This window comes from Algoriphagus sp., from assembly GCF_030694375.1.
Classification (GTDB): domain Bacteria; phylum Bacteroidota; class Bacteroidia; order Cytophagales; family Cyclobacteriaceae; genus Algoriphagus.
The window spans coordinates 20,215-39,154 of the sequence record NZ_JAUXYL010000040.1 but is presented as its reverse complement, the minus strand read 5'-3'; the positions used below and the strand labels follow the sequence as shown (position 1 = coordinate 39,154).

At 42.0% G+C, this 18,940-nt stretch carries 17 protein-coding genes and 1 other RNA gene; 11 read left to right on the top strand and 7 right to left on the bottom strand.

The features are described from left to right. Positions 1-20: 20 nt before the first annotated feature. The 7 genes from Q8M62_RS14660 (at position 21) to Q8M62_RS14630 (ending at position 5,942) form a co-directional block, all read left to right on the top strand. Positions 21-431 carry a GxxExxY protein gene (locus Q8M62_RS14660; protein WP_304899706.1) on the top strand — a complete coding sequence of 137 codons (411 nt, stop codon included), beginning with the start codon at positions 21-23 and terminating at the stop codon, positions 429-431. Positions 432-505: 74 nt separating this feature from the next. Continuing rightward, positions 506-2,296 carry an arginine--tRNA ligase gene (gene argS / locus Q8M62_RS14655; protein ID WP_304899707.1) on the top strand — a complete coding sequence of 597 codons (1,791 nt, stop codon included), beginning with the start codon at positions 506-508 and terminating at the stop codon, positions 2,294-2,296. A 73-nt stretch (positions 2,297-2,369) separates the two neighbouring features. Beyond that, complete coding sequence (locus Q8M62_RS14650) at positions 2,370-2,954, top strand: glutathione peroxidase (RefSeq protein WP_304899708.1); 585 nt, start codon at positions 2,370-2,372, stop codon at positions 2,952-2,954. Positions 2,955-2,970: 16 nt separating this feature from the next. Continuing rightward, the gene (locus Q8M62_RS14645; RefSeq protein WP_304899709.1) at positions 2,971-3,879 is read left to right on the top strand and encodes a 1,4-dihydroxy-2-naphthoate polyprenyltransferase; all 909 of its coding nucleotides are present in this window, start codon (positions 2,971-2,973) and stop codon (positions 3,877-3,879) included. A gap of 75 nt (positions 3,880-3,954) precedes the next feature. Then, positions 3,955-4,809, top strand: coding sequence for a universal stress protein (locus tag Q8M62_RS14640; protein WP_304899710.1), 855 nt, complete (start codon positions 3,955-3,957; stop codon positions 4,807-4,809). A gap of 54 nt (positions 4,810-4,863) precedes the next feature. Then, positions 4,864-5,217 carry a translation initiation factor gene (locus Q8M62_RS14635; protein WP_304899711.1) on the top strand — a complete coding sequence of 118 codons (354 nt, stop codon included), beginning with the start codon at positions 4,864-4,866 and terminating at the stop codon, positions 5,215-5,217. After that, positions 5,217-5,942 (top strand): GDSL-type esterase/lipase family protein, encoded by a 726-nt coding sequence (locus Q8M62_RS14630; RefSeq protein WP_304899712.1) that lies wholly within the window; start codon positions 5,217-5,219, stop codon positions 5,940-5,942. The genes Q8M62_RS14635 and Q8M62_RS14630 overlap by 1 nt, the downstream gene beginning before the upstream one ends. A 5-nt stretch (positions 5,943-5,947) precedes the next feature. On the opposite strand, the gene Q8M62_RS14625 is transcribed toward Q8M62_RS14630, so the two are convergent. Further along, positions 5,948-6,511 carry a DUF3109 family protein gene (locus Q8M62_RS14625; RefSeq protein ID WP_304899713.1) on the bottom strand — a complete coding sequence of 188 codons (564 nt, stop codon included), beginning with the start codon at positions 6,509-6,511 and terminating at the stop codon, positions 5,948-5,950. Positions 6,512-6,815: 304 nt separating this feature from the next. Then, positions 6,816-9,248, bottom strand: a complete 2,433-nt coding sequence (locus Q8M62_RS14620) for a TonB-dependent receptor (RefSeq protein ID WP_304899714.1) — start codon at positions 9,246-9,248, stop codon at positions 6,816-6,818. A gap of 159 nt (positions 9,249-9,407) precedes the next feature. On the opposite strand from Q8M62_RS14620, the gene rnpB reads away from it, so the two are divergent. Further along, positions 9,408-9,840, top strand: an RNA gene (rnpB, locus tag Q8M62_RS14615) — RNase P RNA component class A. A 15-nt stretch (positions 9,841-9,855) separates the two neighbouring features. Then, a complete protein-coding gene (locus Q8M62_RS14610; RefSeq protein ID WP_092734408.1) occupies positions 9,856-11,013 on the top strand; it encodes a sigma-54 dependent transcriptional regulator in 1,158 nt (385 codons plus the stop codon). A 266-nt stretch (positions 11,014-11,279) separates the two neighbouring features. Here Q8M62_RS14610 and Q8M62_RS14605 read toward each other — a convergent pair whose 3' ends face one another. Next, positions 11,280-12,275, bottom strand: coding sequence for an acyl transferase (locus Q8M62_RS14605; RefSeq protein ID WP_304899715.1), 996 nt, complete (start codon positions 12,273-12,275; stop codon positions 11,280-11,282). A 69-nt stretch (positions 12,276-12,344) separates the two neighbouring features. Between Q8M62_RS14605 and Q8M62_RS14600 the strand changes: the two genes are divergently transcribed. Further along, positions 12,345-13,025, top strand: coding sequence for a hypothetical protein (locus Q8M62_RS14600; RefSeq protein WP_304899716.1), 681 nt, complete (start codon positions 12,345-12,347; stop codon positions 13,023-13,025). A gap of 30 nt (positions 13,026-13,055) precedes the next feature. Here Q8M62_RS14600 and Q8M62_RS14595 read toward each other — a convergent pair whose 3' ends face one another. After that, entirely contained in the window at positions 13,056-15,470 is a 2,415-nt protein-coding gene (locus Q8M62_RS14595) for a thiamine pyrophosphate-dependent enzyme (protein WP_304899717.1), read from the bottom strand. Positions 15,471-15,898: 428 nt separating this feature from the next. On the opposite strand from Q8M62_RS14595, the gene ald reads away from it, so the two are divergent. Continuing rightward, positions 15,899-17,014 (top strand): alanine dehydrogenase, encoded by a 1,116-nt coding sequence (gene ald / locus Q8M62_RS14590; RefSeq protein WP_304899718.1) that lies wholly within the window; start codon positions 15,899-15,901, stop codon positions 17,012-17,014. A gap of 275 nt (positions 17,015-17,289) precedes the next feature. Here the strand turns inward: ald and Q8M62_RS14585 are convergent, their stop codons facing one another. The 3 genes from Q8M62_RS14585 to Q8M62_RS14575 all read right to left on the bottom strand — a co-directional run bounded on the left by Q8M62_RS14585 (position 17,290) and on the right by Q8M62_RS14575 (position 18,924). Beyond that, a complete protein-coding gene (locus tag Q8M62_RS14585) occupies positions 17,290-17,628 on the bottom strand; it encodes a zinc ribbon domain-containing protein YjdM (RefSeq protein ID WP_304899719.1) in 339 nt (112 codons plus the stop codon). A 90-nt stretch (positions 17,629-17,718) separates the two neighbouring features. Next, on the bottom strand, positions 17,719-18,252 hold the full coding sequence (locus Q8M62_RS14580; protein ID WP_304899720.1) for a DUF4136 domain-containing protein: 534 nt from the start codon (positions 18,250-18,252) through the stop codon (positions 17,719-17,721). Positions 18,253-18,324: 72 nt separating this feature from the next. Further along, positions 18,325-18,924, bottom strand: coding sequence for a hypothetical protein (locus Q8M62_RS14575; RefSeq protein ID WP_304899721.1), 600 nt, complete (start codon positions 18,922-18,924; stop codon positions 18,325-18,327). Positions 18,925-18,940 lie beyond the last annotated feature (16 nt).

The window sequence follows — 18,940 nt, the reverse complement described above, 5'->3', positions numbered from 1 at the left end:
GAACGCCAAGAAACACAAAGATGGGTAAGTACAGCAACCATAGCGAAGATGAACTTAGCAATATTGTCCTTGGAATTGCAATTGAAGTACATTCAATCCTTGGTCCTGGCCTTCTGGAAAACGTTTACAAACAAGTTCTGTTTCACAAATTAACCAATGCTGGTATAATGGTAGAAATGGAGAAAAATATGCCAATACTAATAGATGATTTGTTTTTGGATTTAGGTTATAAAATGGATCTTCTTGTCGAAAATAAACTCGTTTTAGAACTGAAATCTGTGAAAGAGATCACTAATGTTCATGTGGCACAGGTCATTAATTATCTTAAACTTGGAAAGTTCAAATTGGGATTAATTCTCAATTTCAATGTTTACCAATTAAAATCCGGAATAAAAAGGGTCATTTTAACAGAAGGTCCAAGGCCCTTCTAAATTACTTTCTTTGCGTACCTTTGCGCTCTTTGCGGTTAAAATCTTTTGTGATTAAAAACCTTTGCGGTTAAAAAATGAACATTCAAGAAAATATAATTCAAGGCATACAGCTGGCGTTTCAGAACATTTACAATCATGATCTGCCATTGGATCAAATAGCCCTTGCCCCTACCCGGAAGGAATTTCAGGGAACATACACCTTTGTAGTTTTTCCTTTTTTGAAAATCTCTCAGGTCAACCCCGAAGCCACCGCCAACCAAATCGGAGAATACCTTAAAGGCAACATCCCAAGCGTCACTGGATTCAATGTGGTTAAAGGTTTTCTCAATTTGGAGCTTAACGAATTGGTCTGGGTCGATCTTTTTCAGCAAATCTATTCTAATCCTAATTTTGGCCAATTGCCTGCCAACGGTCAAAAGGTCATGGTGGAGTATTCCTCGCCCAACACTAACAAACCGCTTCACCTCGGTCACTTACGAAATAATTTCCTCGGTTTTTCAGTGGCAGAGATTCTCAAAGCCACCGGCTACGAGGTCATCAAATCCAACCTCGTCAATGACCGTGGCATCCACATCTGCAAATCCATGGTGGCCTATCAGCACTTTGGTAACGGGGAAACACCTGAATCATCCGGACTCAAAGGCGACCACTTGGCGGGAAAGTATTATGTGATTTTTGATCAGGAATACAAAAAGCAAATCAAAGATCTGGTGAGCAAAGGTCAATCGGAAGACGAGGCCAAGAAAAACGCCCCCCTCATGCTTGAGGCACAGGATATGCTTCGCAAATGGGAATCCAATGACGAAGCGGTAGTATCGCTTTGGAGACAGATGAATGATTGGGTTTACGCGGGATTTGATGCCACCTACAAAAAGATGGGAGTCACCTTTGATAAGTTTTACTACGAGTCAGACACCTACCTTCTGGGAAAAGATATTGTAGAAGAAGGCTTGGAAAAAGGGATCTTTTTCAAAAAGGAAAACGGATCGGTTTGGGTGGATCTGACGGAAGAAGGACTGGATGAAAAACTGGTCAGACGTGCAGACGGCACCTCGGTCTACATCACGCAGGACTTGGGTACTGCCGACTTGAAATACAAAGATTTCAAGATTGACAAATCTGTTTATGTAGTTGGAAATGAGCAGGATTACCACTTCGAAGTATTGTTTAAGATCATGCGAAAACTTGGAAGATCTTATGGTGACGGTTTGTATCATTTGTCTTATGGTATGGTGGACTTGCCTACCGGCAAAATGAAATCACGGGAAGGAACAGTGGTCGATGCAGATGATTTGATGCAGGAAATGATCGAAACGGCCGAGCATCACACCAAAGAGTTGGGCAAGATTGAGGGCTTCAGCGATGAGCAGGCTAGAGAACTGTATGAGATCCTTGGACTTGGTGCATTGAAGTTCTTTTTACTGAAAGTTGATCCGAAAAAACGAATGTTGTTCAACCCACAGGAATCCATTGAATTTCAAGGGTACACCGGTCCATTCATTCAGTATTCGCATGCGCGGATAGCGGCCATTTTGAGAAAAGCAGACCAAATCGGGGTTAGTTATTCCGCTCCTGATTTTACAGGAATCAGCGAACTGACCGAATCGGAAGCTGCTTTGATTCTCCTTTTGAATGACTATGAAAAGAAAATAAAACTGGCTGCTGAGGAGCTTTCTCCTTCGGTAATTGCGCAATACCTGTTTGATTTAGCTAAGGAATACAACCGATTCTATGCGGATGTTCCGATCTTTCACGAAAAGGATCTTGGAATTCAAACCTTCCGCGTTGCACTTTCTTCCATGACTGCCAAAACAATCAAAAAGGGAATGAGTTTGCTCGGTATAGCAGTCCCTGAACGAATGTAATCATGCAGTGTCAGTCCGAACGGAGTCGAGGAACCTTCAACTCCGTTCGGACTGATACTTAATTATTTAAAAAATGAAAACACTACTACTTATTATCAGCATCATTCTATTCGCCTGTGGCAAAACCTTGGAAAGACCCACAAATCAAGCAGAATTAAACCCCTCATTTGACCAATCTATGGAAAGTTCCTTTTACGATTTTAAGTTAACAGACATCAACGGTAAAGAAGTTGATTTTTCAGAATTCAAAGGCAAAAAACTGTTGCTGGTGAATGTCGCTTCCAAGTGTGGCTACACCAAACAATACGCACAGTTGCAGGAATTATATGCCGCGCACGGAGATAAAATCATGATTTTGGGTTTCCCTGCCAATAATTTTGGAGGGCAAGAGCCCGGATCCAATGAGGAGATCAAAGCCTTTTGCGATGCGGAATTTGGGGTTACTTTTCCAATGTTTGAAAAGATCTCTGTAAAGGGATTTGACAAGCACCCGCTGTACCGTTGGCTTTCAGATGCTACTCAGAATGGATGGAATAATGAGGAACCAAGTTGGAATTTCTGTAAATATTTCGTCAACGAACAAGGTGAATTGGTGAAATTTTTCCCTTCCTCTGTAGCGCCTCTTGATGAAGAAATTTTAAAATTAATCGGAGCTTAATTCAAGGATTTACACTTTGAAAAAAGAAATAAAAACTAAAAAAGAAGCCTGGCTGCACGCAGTCAGGCTTCGTACTTTGCCCCTTGCCCTGGCTAGTATTTTTGCGGGTTCATTTTTAGCGGCTTGGCAGGAAAGCTTCCGTTGGGAGATTCTGGTGTTGGCCTCACTGACTACCATTTTTCTCCAAATCCTATCCAATCTCTCCAATGACTACGGCGACACTGTTCACGGCGCCGATTCTGCCGAAAGGCAAGGTCCCGTGAGAGCGGTTCAATCAGGCTTAATATCGCTGCCTGAGATGAAGCGCGCCATGTATTTGTTTGGAGCATTGTCTTTGGTTTCGGGATTGCTGCTGCTTTTTGTCGCAGTGCAGGATTGGAAACTATTTGCACTTTTTCTGGGCTTGGGTTTGGCCGCCATATGGGCAGCGATCACCTACACTTCGGGAAGCAATCCTTATGGATACGCCGGATTGGGCGATATCTCGGTTTTTGTGTTTTTCGGTTTATTGGGTGTATTAGGAACATTTTTCCTCCATACGCTGAGTTTTGAGCCAATGACTGTAATCATCGCTATCTCATTGGGATGCTTCAGTACCGCAGTGCTCAACATTAATAATATCCGAGACATTGAATCGGATGAGAAAGCAGGCAAGCGCTCCATCCCTGTTCGAATAGGAAGACAGAAAGCCATTCAATACAATTGGGCGCTTATCATGTCCGGAAATTTTTGGCTGATTGCTTTTACCACCACCACCAGGGAATGGTACACCTTACTGGCATTTCTGGCATATTTTCTCATGCTCAAAGTAGGTGTAGGAGTTCAGAAGGCAAAAAACTCCGCAGAAACCGATCCTTATTTGAAAAAAATGGCGATGAGTACCCTACTATGGGTAATCCTTTTTGGGATCGGACTTTTAGTCTAATCAAATCCTGATAAAAATTGGTTTTTCATGGTCTATTTTGGCTAATTTGGTGAAAACTTAAAGCCCAAAGCAATTATGATAAAAGTCCTGGTTCCTTTTGATTTTTCCCAAACAGCAAATTACGCACTGAATTTTGCAACTGGGTTATCCTCAAATTACCCCAATATTGAGGTGACTGTACTTCATGTTATCGAAACCCCCGTTGCTACAGGTATGGGAACAATGGGTGGCGGTTTGGAATCAATTCCTGAATTCGAAAATCAGATTTTCTTTATGGAATTGGTCGAGGCCCGAAAAAAGCAGCTTAAAAAGATTGAAGAGAGTTATACTGAGGAAGCTTTTAAAGTAAAGACGAAAATGATTCTGGGATCCGTATTTAAAGGGATTTCCGAGTACATTAATGATCAGGACCCGGATTTGATTGTAATGGGTTCAAAAGGTGCCTCTGGATTGGAAGAAGTCATAGTTGGAAGCAATACCGAAAAAGTGGTCAGGAATGCTAAATGTCCCGTGATCACCATTAAAGCTGAAACTGAAGTTTCAAAGATGAAAAAAGTAGTCTTTGCCTCCGATTTTAGAGATTCAAGTGATGAAATAGCAAATCGGATCAAGCGAATCCAATCCGTATTTGATGCACAATTTTACTTTGTGGTGGTAAATACTCCGGGTAACTTTGAAACTACCCGAGAGTCTATGAATCGCATTCGTGCATTTGCTCAAAAGCATCGTTTCGAAAACATCAAAGCTGAGGTGTACAACTCACTTTCCGAAGAATCAGGAATCATCGAGTTTGCTGACGATGTTGATGCGGATCTAATTGCCATGACAACCCATGGACGCACAGGACTTCTGCACTTAATCACAGGGAGCATTGCAGAAGATGTAGTCAACCATTCAAAAAGACCAGTTTGGACTTATAAGACAAAGTAATTGCAGTTTTAATTTAAAGCCTACACGGTATGTGCGGGCTTTTTTAGTTGGATCATGAGCAAGAAAGGCAACGATTGGAAAAAACGTGATGGAGTAGTCTACTCTACGAGTGATAATTTTGAATACAGTCTTGGCGACCAAGATTCAACGGAGTCCCTCCCACCCACCCAGCAAAAACTTAAAGTCCTGTTGGACAAAAAGTCCAGGGCAGGAAAGCAAGTAACACTGATTGAAGGTTTTGTGGGCTCCGATGAGGATTTGAAAGAGTTGGGGAAACTATTGAAAAACAAATGTGGTGTAGGTGGTTCTGCCAAAGACGGGGAAATCCTTATACAGGGAGATCATCGGGATAAAATTTTACAGCTATTGGTTCAGGCTGGTTATGGTGCAAAAAAATCAGGAGGTTGATGATCTCTGATTACGCCAAATTTCAGGCAAAACTATATCCGGTTTTGCCTTTTTTGATTTTTCAGGCTTATCAAGTAAAGCGAAATAGTCCTTCTCTCCCTTCAATGACAGAAAATCTTGTTTTGGGAAACGGAAACCGTAAAATTCTGATCCTAGGTGAATCAACCGCCGCAGGAGTCGGTGCCAGCAATCCCAAATCCAGTCTTGCAGGTCATTTAAGTTTCCAACTCGGTGGAGCGTTTCAGGTGGTCAATTTTGGGAAAAATGGACTCCTTGTGAATCAGGCGCTTATGAAATTTGGAAATTCATTGAATTCTTTCACCGGAAATTTTGAAGGAGTTTTCTTATTTCTGGGAGCTAATGATTGTTTCCAACTGACTCATCCAAAAAATTATTCTGCTGATCTGAAAACTCTGCTTCAGTCTATCAAAACGACTTTTAACCCGCAATGGATCTATTTGTCTGACATTCCACCTGTCCAACTTTTTCCTGCTTTTCCAAATTTATTGCGAAGCTACTTGAAGCAGCAACGGGGGTTCTTGCAGAATGAAATGAAATTAATTGCTCTGGAATTTGACCTCGTTCTGTTTGATCCGATTACAATTGATATCGAATCAGATTTCTTTTCCTTAGATAAAATTCATCCCTCAGACCAAGGCTACCAAAAAATCGTTGAATTTGCCATCGAAGGTTTAGTAAAAAATGGTTTTTTGAAATTGGATTAAGTCAATTAGCCCTCGATTTCTTCCAGCAATTCTTGATACCACGCTTCCCCATACTTTCGCACCAATGCATCTTTCAAAAAACGATAGAGTGGTACTTTCAGACTTTGTCCCAATTGACATGCCGGATCACACAGATGCCAGCGATCGTAATTTAAGGCATCAAATTGTTCGTATTTCGTGACTCGAATCGGGTATAAGTGACAGGAAATCGGCTTTTTCCAAGAGATCTTCCCATCTAAATAGGCTTGCTCAATTCCACATTTTAAGATCCCTCGCTGATCATAAAGTGCGTAAGCACACTCTCGGTTATCTCCGATCGTAGGCGTTCCCTTGTCGCCATCTTTATCGATTACCCATACTCCTTGATTTGCTATGGCTTGTCTCCCCTCCTCAGTAATGTAGTCTTTGACTATCGGATAGATTTCCTCCAGAATTCTGGTTTCATCGTCTTCCAGTGGCGCTCCCGCATCACCCTCTACACAGCAGGCACCCTTGCAAGCTTCAAGATCACAAACAAAAAAATTTTCCTTGATATCATCGGACAACACCGCATTTCCCACCAAAATCATAGCTCAGTATTTTTCCCAAAAGTAAGTCTTTCTGAGGAAAGGTTTATTTTGGCTTACGCTCATTTGTCTTCTTTTTCACGTAGACTCCCTTTATCAGACTTGCAATCAGCTTTCCTTCCGAATTAATCTTTTGAATTTCTTTTGAGTCGATTTTTCCATGGAAAAAGATAGGCCAAATGAGGCAAAAAAAGAACCGCTCCTTTCGGAGCGGCTCAACCCAGCACTATGAAGAAAAGCTATTAAAGCCTTTAATGATAGTATAACAGATGAGGTTAACCTTTGTTTTAACTTTTTTAAAAAGTTTTTAAAAATTTATTTCAAAGCCAGCCGTGATAAATCTCGGGAGGCCAACTCGGATGCCCTGTGGCCTTCTTGTGGAAATATACCGCTCATCTGTTAAATTTTTAATACTTAGATTAAACGCAGAATTCCATGGAGCAATCTTGTAGCTAAGAACCGCATCCAATAAAAAGTAGGAAGGGATCTCTCCGATCAGGCCGTCTACAGAAGGTACAATGGTATTCAATTCGTCGCCAAATTGAGCTCCCACATAGTTTGCTGTCAGTCGCGCACCAAATCCCGAATTTGATTCTACAGCTAAGGAAGAATTGACAAGCCATTCGGGGGCATACGGAGTTCGATTTCCGTTGATATTGATGTCAGAAATAAATCGATCCGCATTATAGAAGGCATTGACGTAGGTAACATTTACATCGTAGAGGACATTCCATTTTTTAGAATTCAAAAGCTGGGAAATATCGATGTTAACAGATCCCTCCAGCCCTTGATGACGGGTTGCACCGGCATTGACCACACCAAAACCTAAACCACCAGAGGACTCAGAAACGGGTATAATCTGATTGCTAAAATCCATCAGGAATGCTGTAGCCTCCAAAAATAGCCAAGGTGTCGGTACTGATCTCAGGCCAAGTTCATAATTCCAGCTTTTTTCAGCTTCCAAGTCCAAGGCATCACCGGTTGAGGTGATCGCGTCTTTGGTTCTTGGAGGGGCAAATCCTTTGTGCACTCCTCCAAAGATTGTCACCATTTTCACGGGTTTAAAGTTGAAACCTGCACCTGGTATTACTTCTGTGATGTTGCTGCCTGCTACAAGCACGGTATCCCGAATACCACGTCCTGAGAAATTCCTGCGGAAAATATTCCGATCATAATTGAAGTTTTCTACCCGCATTCCGACATTGAAGGAAAGCTTTTCGGAAACATCGGTTGAATTTTGAAAATACGCACTCAAGGCTTTTCCATCGCGCTGCTCATCCTCTACCAGATTACCGCTTTGAACACCAGCTTTTGTGCCATTTATGCGTTGCTCTAAGGCTTTCTCCTCCAAATACCTTGCGCCAACGATTAATTCATTTTTGAAGGAGAAAAGAGAATGATTCACCTCCAGTCGAGGTTCAATTCCACCGACAGCAAATTGCCTGTTGCGATTCCCTGTAGAGTTTCTCATGAAGATAGCGCCTCCGGGAATCGATCGATCTCCCCATACTACACCGGTCCAGTTTGCCGGAGGAGTATTGTTTGCATTAATTGAAAAATCCTGCCGATTCCAGTTACGGGTAGTGGTATAGCCATAAGCCAAAGTTCTCAATTTGACATTGGGATTAAATCGGTAAACGTGATTGAAGCTTACTGAATAGCGCTGTACATCCAACTGATCATCGGGTGCTAATCTTGCAAAATCATTACCTCCCTGATCGTACATGACCTGATTGATGCCAATATAGGTGGAATTTGAGCTTTCATTGTACAGCCCAAGCTTCAATCCCAATTCAGACTTTTCATTGAAATTGAATAAAAATTTGGTGTTGAAGTCTGTAATCTTAAACTCAGTCGGCCCGATGTTTTTGGCACCTTTGTTTAATAAATTGACCTGAAATCCCGTATTGCCAAACGTATTTCCATAATTGATCAAATTACTATAAAAACCTCCCTGACCACCCTGAATCCTTACAGCGCCTTCCTGTTCTGAAGGAGGATTGGGTGTGATGTAGTTGACCACACCTCCAATTGTCTGAGGCCCATAAAGAATCTGTCCGGAACCTTTCAGGATTTCCACCCCTGCCATACGGTCAATGGCAGGCGAATAATACATTTCCGGTTCTCCGTAAGGAGCCAATGCTACAGGAACACCATCTTCCAAAACCAATACCGATCTGCTTCTGTCAGGGTCAAGGCCTCTGATTCCGATATTGACGCGCATTCCTGCACCTTCTTCATCGACGACGTGTACACCGGCTACTCTTCTCAATACCTCATTTCCTGAAATGGGATGTAAATTCTTGATTTCAGCCTTATCCAAAAAGTCCACTGAGCCAGGAACTTTCGAGAAAATCCTGTCACGATTTGCGATTACTGCGAATTGAGGCATTTGCACATCCTCTTCCTCAAAGACCACTTCAAGATTGACCAATTTACCCGCGACTACAGTGATGAGTTGGTTCATGGTTTTATACCCCACAGCAGAGATTTCGATTTCATAACTGCCATCACTCAAGTCAAACAGTTGAAAATTCCCATCTAAATCAGTGAATGCCCCCTTAACACTTCCTTTTACAGCAACATTGGCATAAGAAACAGGTTGTCCACTCGGAGTTTTTACTTTTCCTGAGACAGAAACAACAGCATCAGCGATATCAATTTTATAAGAATCATTAGTGGGTCTTGGACTCGGGTGTGAGAAAGCCACAAAGAGTAGCATCAAAGCATTTACAAGCATTAGAATCTGATTTTATTTAGACTGATTATTGATAGCCCAAAAGTATTCCTTATTTATACTTAATCCAAATAATCAGACGTAAGTTTTTTTCAAAATTATAATCAGAGGCAAGCTGAAAATGAAATGCACCCAAATGAATGAAAATCCCGTAAATTGCAGCGTGCAAGTCGACTTGCCGCTGTCTCGAACCCGATTGCTATCGGGACGGGAGAGAGGAAAGTCCGGGCAACGTAGAGCGCCATACTTCCTAACGGGAAGGACTTCGGCCGGAGACAGCCGAAGGACAGAAAGTGCCACAGAAACAAACCGCCACTCAACACAGGGCTTGTCCCTGAGCCTGTTGAAGGGTAAGGGTGAAAAGGTGGGGTAAGAGCCCACCGCTCCGATGGTGACAAAGGAGGCAAGGCAAACCTTATGGGTTGAAAGATCAAATAGGTTCCGCTCCGGATGCAAATCTGGGAAAGGCTGCTCGTCTTTATGCGGAACGGGTAGATCGATGGATCCCGATCGCGAGATCGGGGCTAGATAAATGGCAAGTATCTTCCAAAACATTTGGAAGAGACAGGACCCGGCTTACAGACTTGCACTTTTTTCCTTACTTTACGCTATGCCGAAGATTCTGATAATTGATGACGAGCGATTTATTCGCGCCTCCCTCAGGGAGATTTTAGAGTACGAAAAATTTGAAGTCACCGAAGCTCAAGACGGTGAGGAGGGTTTGGCAAAAATGCAGGAAGAAGATTTCGACCTCGTCCTTTGCGATATCAAAATGCCCAAGATGGATGGAATAGAGGTGTTGGATCAGGCAAAAGCCATGGGACGCACACCTCAATTCATCATGATCTCAGCCCATGGAAGTATTGAGACCGCCGTAGAAGCCACCAAAAAGGGGGCGTTTGACTTCATTCCAAAACCACCCGATCTAAACCGACTTTTACTAACTGTCCGAAATGCACTGGATAAAAAGCAACTGGTCACGGAGACAAAAGTCTTGAAGAAAAAGCTTTCGAAGAAGTTTGACATGGTGGGCGAATCTCCTGCAATCGCAAGGGTAAAAGACACCATAGAAAAAGTAGCTCCAACGGATGCACGGGTCCTGATTACCGGACCTAACGGAACCGGGAAAGAACTGGTAGCCCATTGGATCCACCAAAAAAGCAATCGTCAGGCGGAACCTTTCGTTGCTGTAAACTGTGCAGCCATTCCTTCAGAACTAATTGAATCAGAGCTTTTTGGACACGAAAAAGGAGCCTTCACTTCAGCTCACAAGCAGCGAAACGGCAAATTTGAGCAGGCTCAGGGCGGAACTCTTTTTCTGGATGAAATTGGTGATATGTCCCTATCTGCTCAATCTAAAGTGCTCCGCGCCCTTCAGGAAAATCTGATCAACCGTGTAGGGAGTGACCGAGACATCAAAGTAGATGTGCGGGTACTGGCAGCTACCAATAAAGATTTAAAGAAAGAAATAGAAGCCGGAAGATTCCGTGAGGATTTGTATCACAGACTCAGTGTAATCCTGGTACAGGTACCAGCTTTGAAAGATCGCAAGGAAGACATTCCGCTTTTGGTGGAAAAATTTCTTGACGACATCGCACAGGAAAACGGAGATGCGAAAAAAAGAATAGCAAAGGATGCCTTACTTAAACTTCAGGAGTTTCCTTGGACCGGAAACATTCGAGAACTTAGAAACGTCATCGAACGACTGGTAATCCTGGGAGAGCCTGTGATTAGTCTGGAAGACATAAAAAAATATGCTGACTATTAAGGTCAGCATATTTTTTAGCTATTGGGATTCTGCGTTGTCGGGGCTTTAGCATAAGCCGGGCAGGGTTTGCTGGATGCACATGCTCCCAAGGCTAAAATTCCAATCATCAATGCTATCGTGGCTAATCTTTTCATTTGTATTTGTTTTTTTTTAAAGGCCAATTGGAATCTGGCATGATTGAAATTCCTCCCCTTGGGTTGGCATGCGCGATATCACAAGTTAATTTTTATCTTTTCAAATATGTCTAATAAATCCTAAGATAGCAATTACTGCACCAACAAGTTGCAGCCCCTTATCTCTGAGTTATCAAAACGTCCCAAAACCTCAAGAAATCCGTTTTCATCGAATTTTCCCAAATCTTGCGTTTCAATAAAAGCGCAAGAATGAAAATTTGCCAAATCAATAACATTGATTCCTCCCTGAGATCGAGTTGACCAACTGAGTGGATCATTGACATCCCGAAGCATAACGCGCATTGTGCCGGGAAGCGTATATTTCCCTTCTCCTTTGGAATACGCCTGTGACATCAATTCTGTCATCCCATACTCAGAATGTATGGCGTTTACATGGAAAAAAGATTTCAGGATATCATGAACTTCTTCTCGAATCATCTCTTTTCTTCGTCCTTTCATCCCCCCTGTTTCCATCACGATCAGATTTTCCATGGGTGAAAATTCTTTTCCGGATTCCGCCAAGTCCAATAAGGCAAAAGTCACTCCCAAGAGTAAAACCTGTTTTGAATCTTTTTTTAGTAACTCTAACTTCCCAAGCAATTCATCCTGATTATAAAGGTAGAATCCCGAATGCTCAGATTCAGATCTTTCGATGAAATGGCTTGCCATAGAGACGAGACTACTACCTGGTCTCTCCAAATAAGCAGGAAGCAATGCTAAAACATGAAAATCCGTAATTTCTCCGTACTGTTTTTTAAAAATCCGCAGGGCATGATCCAAATACCATTTTTCTGACCATATGAAATGTTTGCTGGTGATCATACCTGTAGTACCACTGCTCAAGAAATAAGAGGTATAATCCCCTGCCCGTCCACATACCACCGGAAAATCCTTAAAAAACCGAATGGGAAGGAAAGGAATAGCTTCAATTGAATTTATGCTTTTTGAATCTATCTTTCTCGCCTTGAGATATGCACTATATACCTCATTTTCAGCAGATTGATATTGAAATAATGCTAAAGCAAGATCATCAAACTGACTATCCCCCAAAAAGGGTAGATATTCCGAAAAACTTTTAAAATCTTGCATCGTTTTATATTTTGCGTTTTTACTGAGAAAAACTAACGTTATTTTCGGGAGTAAATTTACCTTGAGCCGATGCGAATCAAAAACTATTCAGGATTTATGTTGATCACAGCCTTTGGCTGGACCTCTTGCATCAGTCCACCGGAAAATTTTCCGAGCGTTCCAGAAATTGAATTTTCAACCATTGAATATGTCCCTACCTCCGGTGCTGATTCTTTGATTATAAGTGTAAACTTCAAGGATGCTGAGGGAGACCTAGGTCTTTCGCCTTCGGATATTAACCCGCCTTTTAATCCACTGACATACAAAAGAGATGCGGCGGGCAATCTGATTACTTATTCCAAAAGACCTGCCGGAGCACCAAGCTACAATCCTATCGATTGGGTCATAGATCCGATTATCAACAATACAGTTGTAAAAGACACAATCTGGGTAGAACAAAACGAAAACCAATACAATATTTTTGTAAGATTCTACATCAAGAGAAGCGGCAGATTCACTGAGTTCAGATGGCAAAACCCTCCGTTCTTCACTACTTTCAACGGACGATTTCCAAGAATCCTGACAACAGAAGAAGGACAAGCTGTAGAAGGCAACATTAAGTATCGAATGCTATCATCCGGATGGGAGTCCATTTTTAGAAATGACACCATCAGAATTGATGTACAGGTTCAAGATCGGGCTTTGAATCGAAGTAATGAAGTTTCAAGTCCAGAAGTCACATTGAGACAGATCACAAGAAATAAACCATAAAAAAAGCCCTTAAAAGGGCTTTTTTTATGGTTACAGGGCTGGAAATTTTTTCGGATTGGATTCATGCATCACTTGATAAACCTTCTCCACCACATCGTCTACACTTGGCTTTGAAAAGTAGTCACCATCGGAAGAATAAGCCGGTCTGTGCGCTTTGGCTGCGATTGTTTGTGGTTCGGAGTCCAGAGATTTAAATATGTCCTGATTTTCGATTACTTGCTGTAGCATAAATGCTGAAGCCCCTCCTGGCACATCTTCATCTGCAAAAATAACTCGGTTCGTGCTTTTGATAGACTCCCCTATTATTCCAAAGGTATCAAACGGCAACAGTGTTTGAACATCAATAACTTCGATGGAAATCCCGATTTCATCCAAAACATCCGCAGCTTCCATTACTATTCGACACATACTTCCGTAAGTGACAATGGTCAAATCCTTACCCTCACGGAGAATTTCCGGTTTACCCAAAGTGACATTGTATTCCCCCAGGTTAGCCGGCATCTTTTCTTTAAGTCGATATCCATTGAGGCACTCGATTACGATGGCAGGTTCATCAGCCTCCAATAGTGTCTTGTACATCCCTGCAGCCTGAGTCATATCTCTGGGAACACATACGATCATCCCACGAAGCGACGAAAGAATCATCCCCATCGGTGAACCGGAATGCCAAACTCCTTCGAGTCGATGTCCCCGGGTTCTTACAATTAAGGGTGCCTTTTGACCTCCTTTGGTTCTGTAGAGCAGTGAAGCCAAATCATCCGAAAGCATTTGCAAACCATAGAGCAAATAATCCAAGTATTGGATTTCGGCCACCGGTCTCAGACCTCTCAGCGCAGTACCGATTCCCTGACCGATGATGGTACATTCGCGAATGCCTGTATCTGATACCCGACTTTCACCATACTTTGCCTGAAGCCCTGAAAAGGCTTGGTTAACGTCACCGATTTTTCCCACATCTTCTCCGAATGCAAAAAACCGGGGATCTTTTTCCAAGGTGTAATCAAAGAATGCCTGTAAAATCTCTCGCCCATCTACCATGGCTGATTTTTCATTGTAGACTACCGGAACCTCCTCAATTTTATCAACCGCCCATTGGGTTTGACTATACAAATGACTGTTGTATCGGTCAAAGTTTTTTTCTTCCTGAGCTTTATACCAAAGCTTGAGTTCACTTTTTATACTTTCAGAATCAAACCTTAACAAGAGTAAGGCTTTACGCACGGTAGCAATGACATCCTTTCGGATGGGATTGATTGTTTTTGACAAATCCTCCACCAACTGGAGCAGCACAACTTTCCGGGTGCTTTTTTCAGCAGTAGATTTTAACAGTTGGAGGACTTCCTGAATCTCAATTTTGATTTCACCCGAAAATTCATTCCAAGCTGCCTCTTTTAATTTTTTAACCTCAACCTTTGCCTCTGATTCAATTTGGTCAAGCGTATCATCGCTAGCTATACCACTTGAAATGATATATTCCCTGAATTTGGCAATGCAATCCCAATCTTTTTCCCACTGCAATCGCTCGGCTGATTTATAGCGCTCATGCGATCCGGAAGTGGAGTGCCCTTGCGGTTGGGTCATGTCTTCCACATGAATCAAAACCGGAACATGGGATGTCCGTGCCACACTTCCGGCATGACTGAAGGCTTGCTTCAATCCTTCATAGTCCCAACCTTTTACACGGATGATTTCAAATCCTTTTTCATTTTCATTCCGCTCAAATCCCATCAATACTTCGGAAATGCTTCCCTTGGTCGTATGATATTCTTTAGGCACCGAGATACCATATCCATCATCCCATACAGAGATTACCATCGGTACCTGAAGTACTCCGGCAGCATTGATAGATTCAAAAAACATCCCCTCAGAGGTGGATGCGTTGCCGATGGTACCCCAAGCTACTTCGTTTCCATTGACAGAAAATTGACTGAGCCCCTTGAGTCCTTTATTTTCACGAAAAAGTTTGGATGCGTATGCCAAACCCAAAAGCTTGGGCATTTGAGCCGCTGTAGGTGAAATATCAGCTGCTGAATTATACTTTTTGGTGAGGTCTTTCCAAGCACCGTTATCGTCGATGGATCGGGTTGCAAAATGTCCGTTCATCAATCGTCCCGCACTTGCGGGATCAGCTTCCACATCGGTGTGTGCATACAGCTGCGCAAAATATTGCTGTACGTTCAACTCCCCAATTGCCATCATAAAAGTTTGATCGCGATAATATCCTGATCTAAAATCTCCCAATTGAAAAGCTTTAGCCATCGCAATCTGAGCCAGCTCTTTCCCATCTCCAAAAATCCCAAATTTCGCTTTTCCCATGAAGACTTCTTTTCGTCCCATCAAAGAAGCATGTCTACTGGTGACAGCCAATTTGAAATCCTTCAAAACTTCTTCTTTGTGAAGGGGTGAGATCACTGGAAAATGTGTTTGTGATTTGGTTATTGCCATTTGTAATTTAATCTAAGGGTTACTTTGGGCTTTGAATTAGTGCTTGTTACTATCAAAAATAGCCAAAATTGAGTTCGATGCAAATTTCGGGATTACATTTTAACAATCAAAAATTTCGAATCAATTGCTAAATTTTCAGCTCAATGAAATTTTATTTTGAGATTTTGTAACAAACAATCGTTTTGTTTGAAAATCAACAATTGAGAAAAATACCCTCAATAAAAGTTTTAAGAAAAAAATATTCGAAATATTCATCTTTAAAAAATTAAATTTTGGAATAATCTGTATTATCCAGAAGAAAAGTGAAATAAACTTTGGAAATACATCATTTCACCAAATCGATACCAAACACTATTTTTTAATCGACTTTTTGGATTCTCTTTGCTTCTTATCTTTGCAGCGAATATTCAAATCCAAATACACTAGTCATGATAATAGGTGTTCCTAAGGAAATTAAAAACAACGAAAACCGGGTGGCCCTCACTCCGGCTGGCGCAAAAGAATTGATCAAGAGAGGTCATACCGTTTATGTTCAGCATACAGCGGGCGAAGGAAGCGGTTTTCTGGATTCTGAGTACGAGGCTGCAGGTGCCAGAATTCTACCAACCATTGAAGCTACTTACGAAATCGCCGAAATGATCATGAAGGTCAAAGAGCCGATCGAATCTGAATACAAATTGATCAAGGAAAATCAGTTGTTGTTTACCTATTTTCACTTTGCTTCGTATGAGCCCTTGACCAAGGCAATGGTTGCAAGCAAAGCAGTTTGTTTGGCTTATGAGACTGTTGAAAAAGCAGACAGAAGTCTTCCGCTGCTGGTTCCAATGTCTGAGGTAGCCGGTAGAATGGCAATCCAAAAAGGAGCAAATTATTTGGAGAAGCCATTAAAAGGTCGGGGTATCCTTTTGGGTGGTGTCCCGGGTGTGCTTCCGGCAAAAGTTCTTATTCTGGGTGGTGGAATCGTAGGTACTCAGGCGGCCTGGATGGCAGCGGGATTGGGAGCTGATGTCACCATAATGGACGTATCGCTGCCAAGAATGAGATACTTGGCAGACGTCATGCCTGCCAATGTAAAAACGATGATGTCCAACGAATACAATGTTCGCAAACTCATCAAAGACCATGACTTGATCGTCGGGGCTGTTTTGATACCGGGGGCAAAAGCTCCTCACCTGATCACCCGTGATATGTTAAAGGAAATGAGACCTGGAACAGTCCTGGTTGACGTCGCTGTGGATCAAGGTGGATGTATTGAGACATGCAGACCAACCACTCACGAAAATCCTACTTACATCATTGATGATGTGGTACACTATTGCGTAGCCAACATGCCTGGAGCAGTTCCTTATACTTCTACGCTGGCCTTGACCAATGCCACTTTGCCATACGCTATGCAATTGGCTGACAAAGGATGGAAAAAAGCGGCGCAGGAAAATCCTGATTTGGTTCCGGGCTTGAATGTAATCAATGGAGAAATCGTCTATGAAGCAGTCGCTCAGGCATTCAATATGCCTTACACGCCAGTAGATAAATATTTGGCTTAATCTAAAAGCTTTTAAATTGATAAAATCCCTCTGGTTCACTCCGGAGGGATTTTTTTTGTCATATAGACAACAGGCTTCGACTCCGCTCAGGGCGAAACCGCTTTCATGGTGAGTTTTTTAACCGCAAAGAATGCACCAAGGAAAAAAGAAAAGGCAGTACCAATCCTTCACAGAACTCCAAGAATTAAAAGGGAATTAATCCTTTTCAAGTCCACAAAGAAAAAAGCTAAAGCTTTTTAATCTGCCTACTGAAAACTGAGACTGCATACTCAAAATCAAGCTTTCCTTACAAACTCCGATTTCAGTGCCATCGAACCAAAACCTTCGATTTTGCAATCAATATTATGGTCGCCTTCGACGAGTCGGATATTTTTGACTTTAGTGCCGGCTTTGATTGATTTTGGAGCACCTTTTACGGGAAGATCTTTTGCAATTACCACCGAATCTCCATTGGCGAGCATTGTCCCATTTGCATCTTTTACCACCAGCCCGATTTCAACTTCCGGCATTTCATTGGGATCCCATTCATATCCACAATCCGGACAGACCATTAAGTTGTCCATTTCATACGTGTATTCGGAATTGCACTTAGGGCAAGGCGATAAATTTTCCATAGGACAAAGATAAAAGTATTTTAAACCTAAGCTTTGCCCTCATTTCTTACAGACTCCACCTTCTACGCATTAGACTACCTCGCTTCATTATCAGTATAACGAAGTCAGTAACTGATGGAGTACAAGATCCATTTTATCGAGTTCAAACTGACGACTACCCCCATAAACGACTCCTGAACTGATTCCCATCCAGGCGATTTCATTTGTTTTGGAATCTTGAATAAGGAAAATGACCTTTCCGATCATTCCACGATTAATCACTCCTCTACTGCCAGCGCTAGGAATCGAATTACCTGAATTACTGGCACTATAAAAAGGGCCCGGAATAGACGAAGTATAAAATTGTCCTCCTTCTTTAATAAAATCTCTCGAAACAATGACACCCTGAATCAAAAAATCAGGATTTTCTGAAGTCTCCTCAAATCCAAATTCAATCAACTTATCTCTAAACGAAAGTTTGATCTGTTCATTCCTTTTGTCAGAATAATCCTCTTCTATCATTTTAAATGTCTGATACGCTTTCATCATTTCAGGATTTGTAAGGGTATCCACGGAAACGACTTCTGAAACCTTGCAAGAACCCAAAATAAAAACCAGAGCGAGTAATGGGAATAGGTTTTTCATAATACGAGGATTATAAAGGAAATAACTAAAATTACGGATTATTCAAAAACTAGTTCAAAATAAAGCATTATTTTAAAAATTCATTCTGAAATATACACCTGTAGGCCCCAAACTGATATTTTGGACCAAATTCGGAAGCTCCTTTCCATGAACGTGATGAAAGCCGTACATCACTCCATCAAAAGCCAATAAGAAAGCACCTTGAAGAATGACTGATTTTCCAAAACCGATAAGTCGGTCGTTGCCTTTTCGAAGTCCTCGCTCCTTCATAAAAAACCCTCCAGCCATGTAGGCCACATCCAAGGCTCCATTTAAGAGCAAGACTTTTTCAATTCCCTGCTGTCCCTCCATTGTCGCCCAAAAATCAGTCCCGGGCACCTCCTTGGTAGCCTGCCAATAGCCAAATCCTGCAATCATCAGGTTGACTGAATTCCAATAGAGGTTCATTTGGTGGAAGGCTTTGTTTTGCCCGATAGTCTGACTCGCTCCTATCCCACCCCAAACCATATTTCCAACAGCCCAGGATCCAAGGATTATCATTCCCTTTTGATTATAGTCCAATCGGGTTCGGTTAAAATCGGATAATGCCGGAATTTCCTGTGCGAAGGCCTCTGAGGTCAGCAAAAGAATAAAAACTACGAGTAAGCTTATGATAAGCGGTGATTTTTTCATTTTCTATAAAACCGAA

Coding starts and splice junctions, on each gene's coding strand:
- Q8M62_RS14660 (WP_304899706.1), top strand. CDS start 21: ATGGGTAAGTACAGCAACCATAGCGAAGATGAACTTAGCAATATTGTC.
- argS (WP_304899707.1), top strand. CDS start 506: ATGAACATTCAAGAAAATATAATTCAAGGCATACAGCTGGCGTTTCAG.
- Q8M62_RS14650 (WP_304899708.1), top strand. CDS start 2,370: ATGAAAACACTACTACTTATTATCAGCATCATTCTATTCGCCTGTGGC.
- Q8M62_RS14640 (WP_304899710.1), top strand. CDS start 3,955: ATGATAAAAGTCCTGGTTCCTTTTGATTTTTCCCAAACAGCAAATTAC.
- Q8M62_RS14635 (WP_304899711.1), top strand. CDS start 4,864: ATGAGCAAGAAAGGCAACGATTGGAAAAAACGTGATGGAGTAGTCTAC.
- Q8M62_RS14630 (WP_304899712.1), top strand. CDS start 5,217: ATGATCTCTGATTACGCCAAATTTCAGGCAAAACTATATCCGGTTTTG.
- Q8M62_RS14625 (WP_304899713.1), bottom strand. CDS start 6,511: ATGATTTTGGTGGGAAATGCGGTGTTGTCCGATGATATCAAGGAAAAT.
- Q8M62_RS14620 (WP_304899714.1), bottom strand. CDS start 9,248: ATGCTTGTAAATGCTTTGATGCTACTCTTTGTGGCTTTCTCACACCCG.
- Q8M62_RS14610 (WP_092734408.1), top strand. CDS start 9,856: ATGCCGAAGATTCTGATAATTGATGACGAGCGATTTATTCGCGCCTCC.
- Q8M62_RS14605 (WP_304899715.1), bottom strand. CDS start 12,275: ATGCAAGATTTTAAAAGTTTTTCGGAATATCTACCCTTTTTGGGGGAT.
- Q8M62_RS14600 (WP_304899716.1), top strand. CDS start 12,345: ATGCGAATCAAAAACTATTCAGGATTTATGTTGATCACAGCCTTTGGC.
- Q8M62_RS14595 (WP_304899717.1), bottom strand. CDS start 15,470: ATGGCAATAACCAAATCACAAACACATTTTCCAGTGATCTCACCCCTT.
- ald (WP_304899718.1), top strand. CDS start 15,899: ATGATAATAGGTGTTCCTAAGGAAATTAAAAACAACGAAAACCGGGTG.
- Q8M62_RS14585 (WP_304899719.1), bottom strand. CDS start 17,628: ATGGAAAATTTATCGCCTTGCCCTAAGTGCAATTCCGAATACACGTAT.
- Q8M62_RS14580 (WP_304899720.1), bottom strand. CDS start 18,252: ATGAAAAACCTATTCCCATTACTCGCTCTGGTTTTTATTTTGGGTTCT.
- Q8M62_RS14575 (WP_304899721.1), bottom strand. CDS start 18,924: ATGAAAAAATCACCGCTTATCATAAGCTTACTCGTAGTTTTTATTCTT.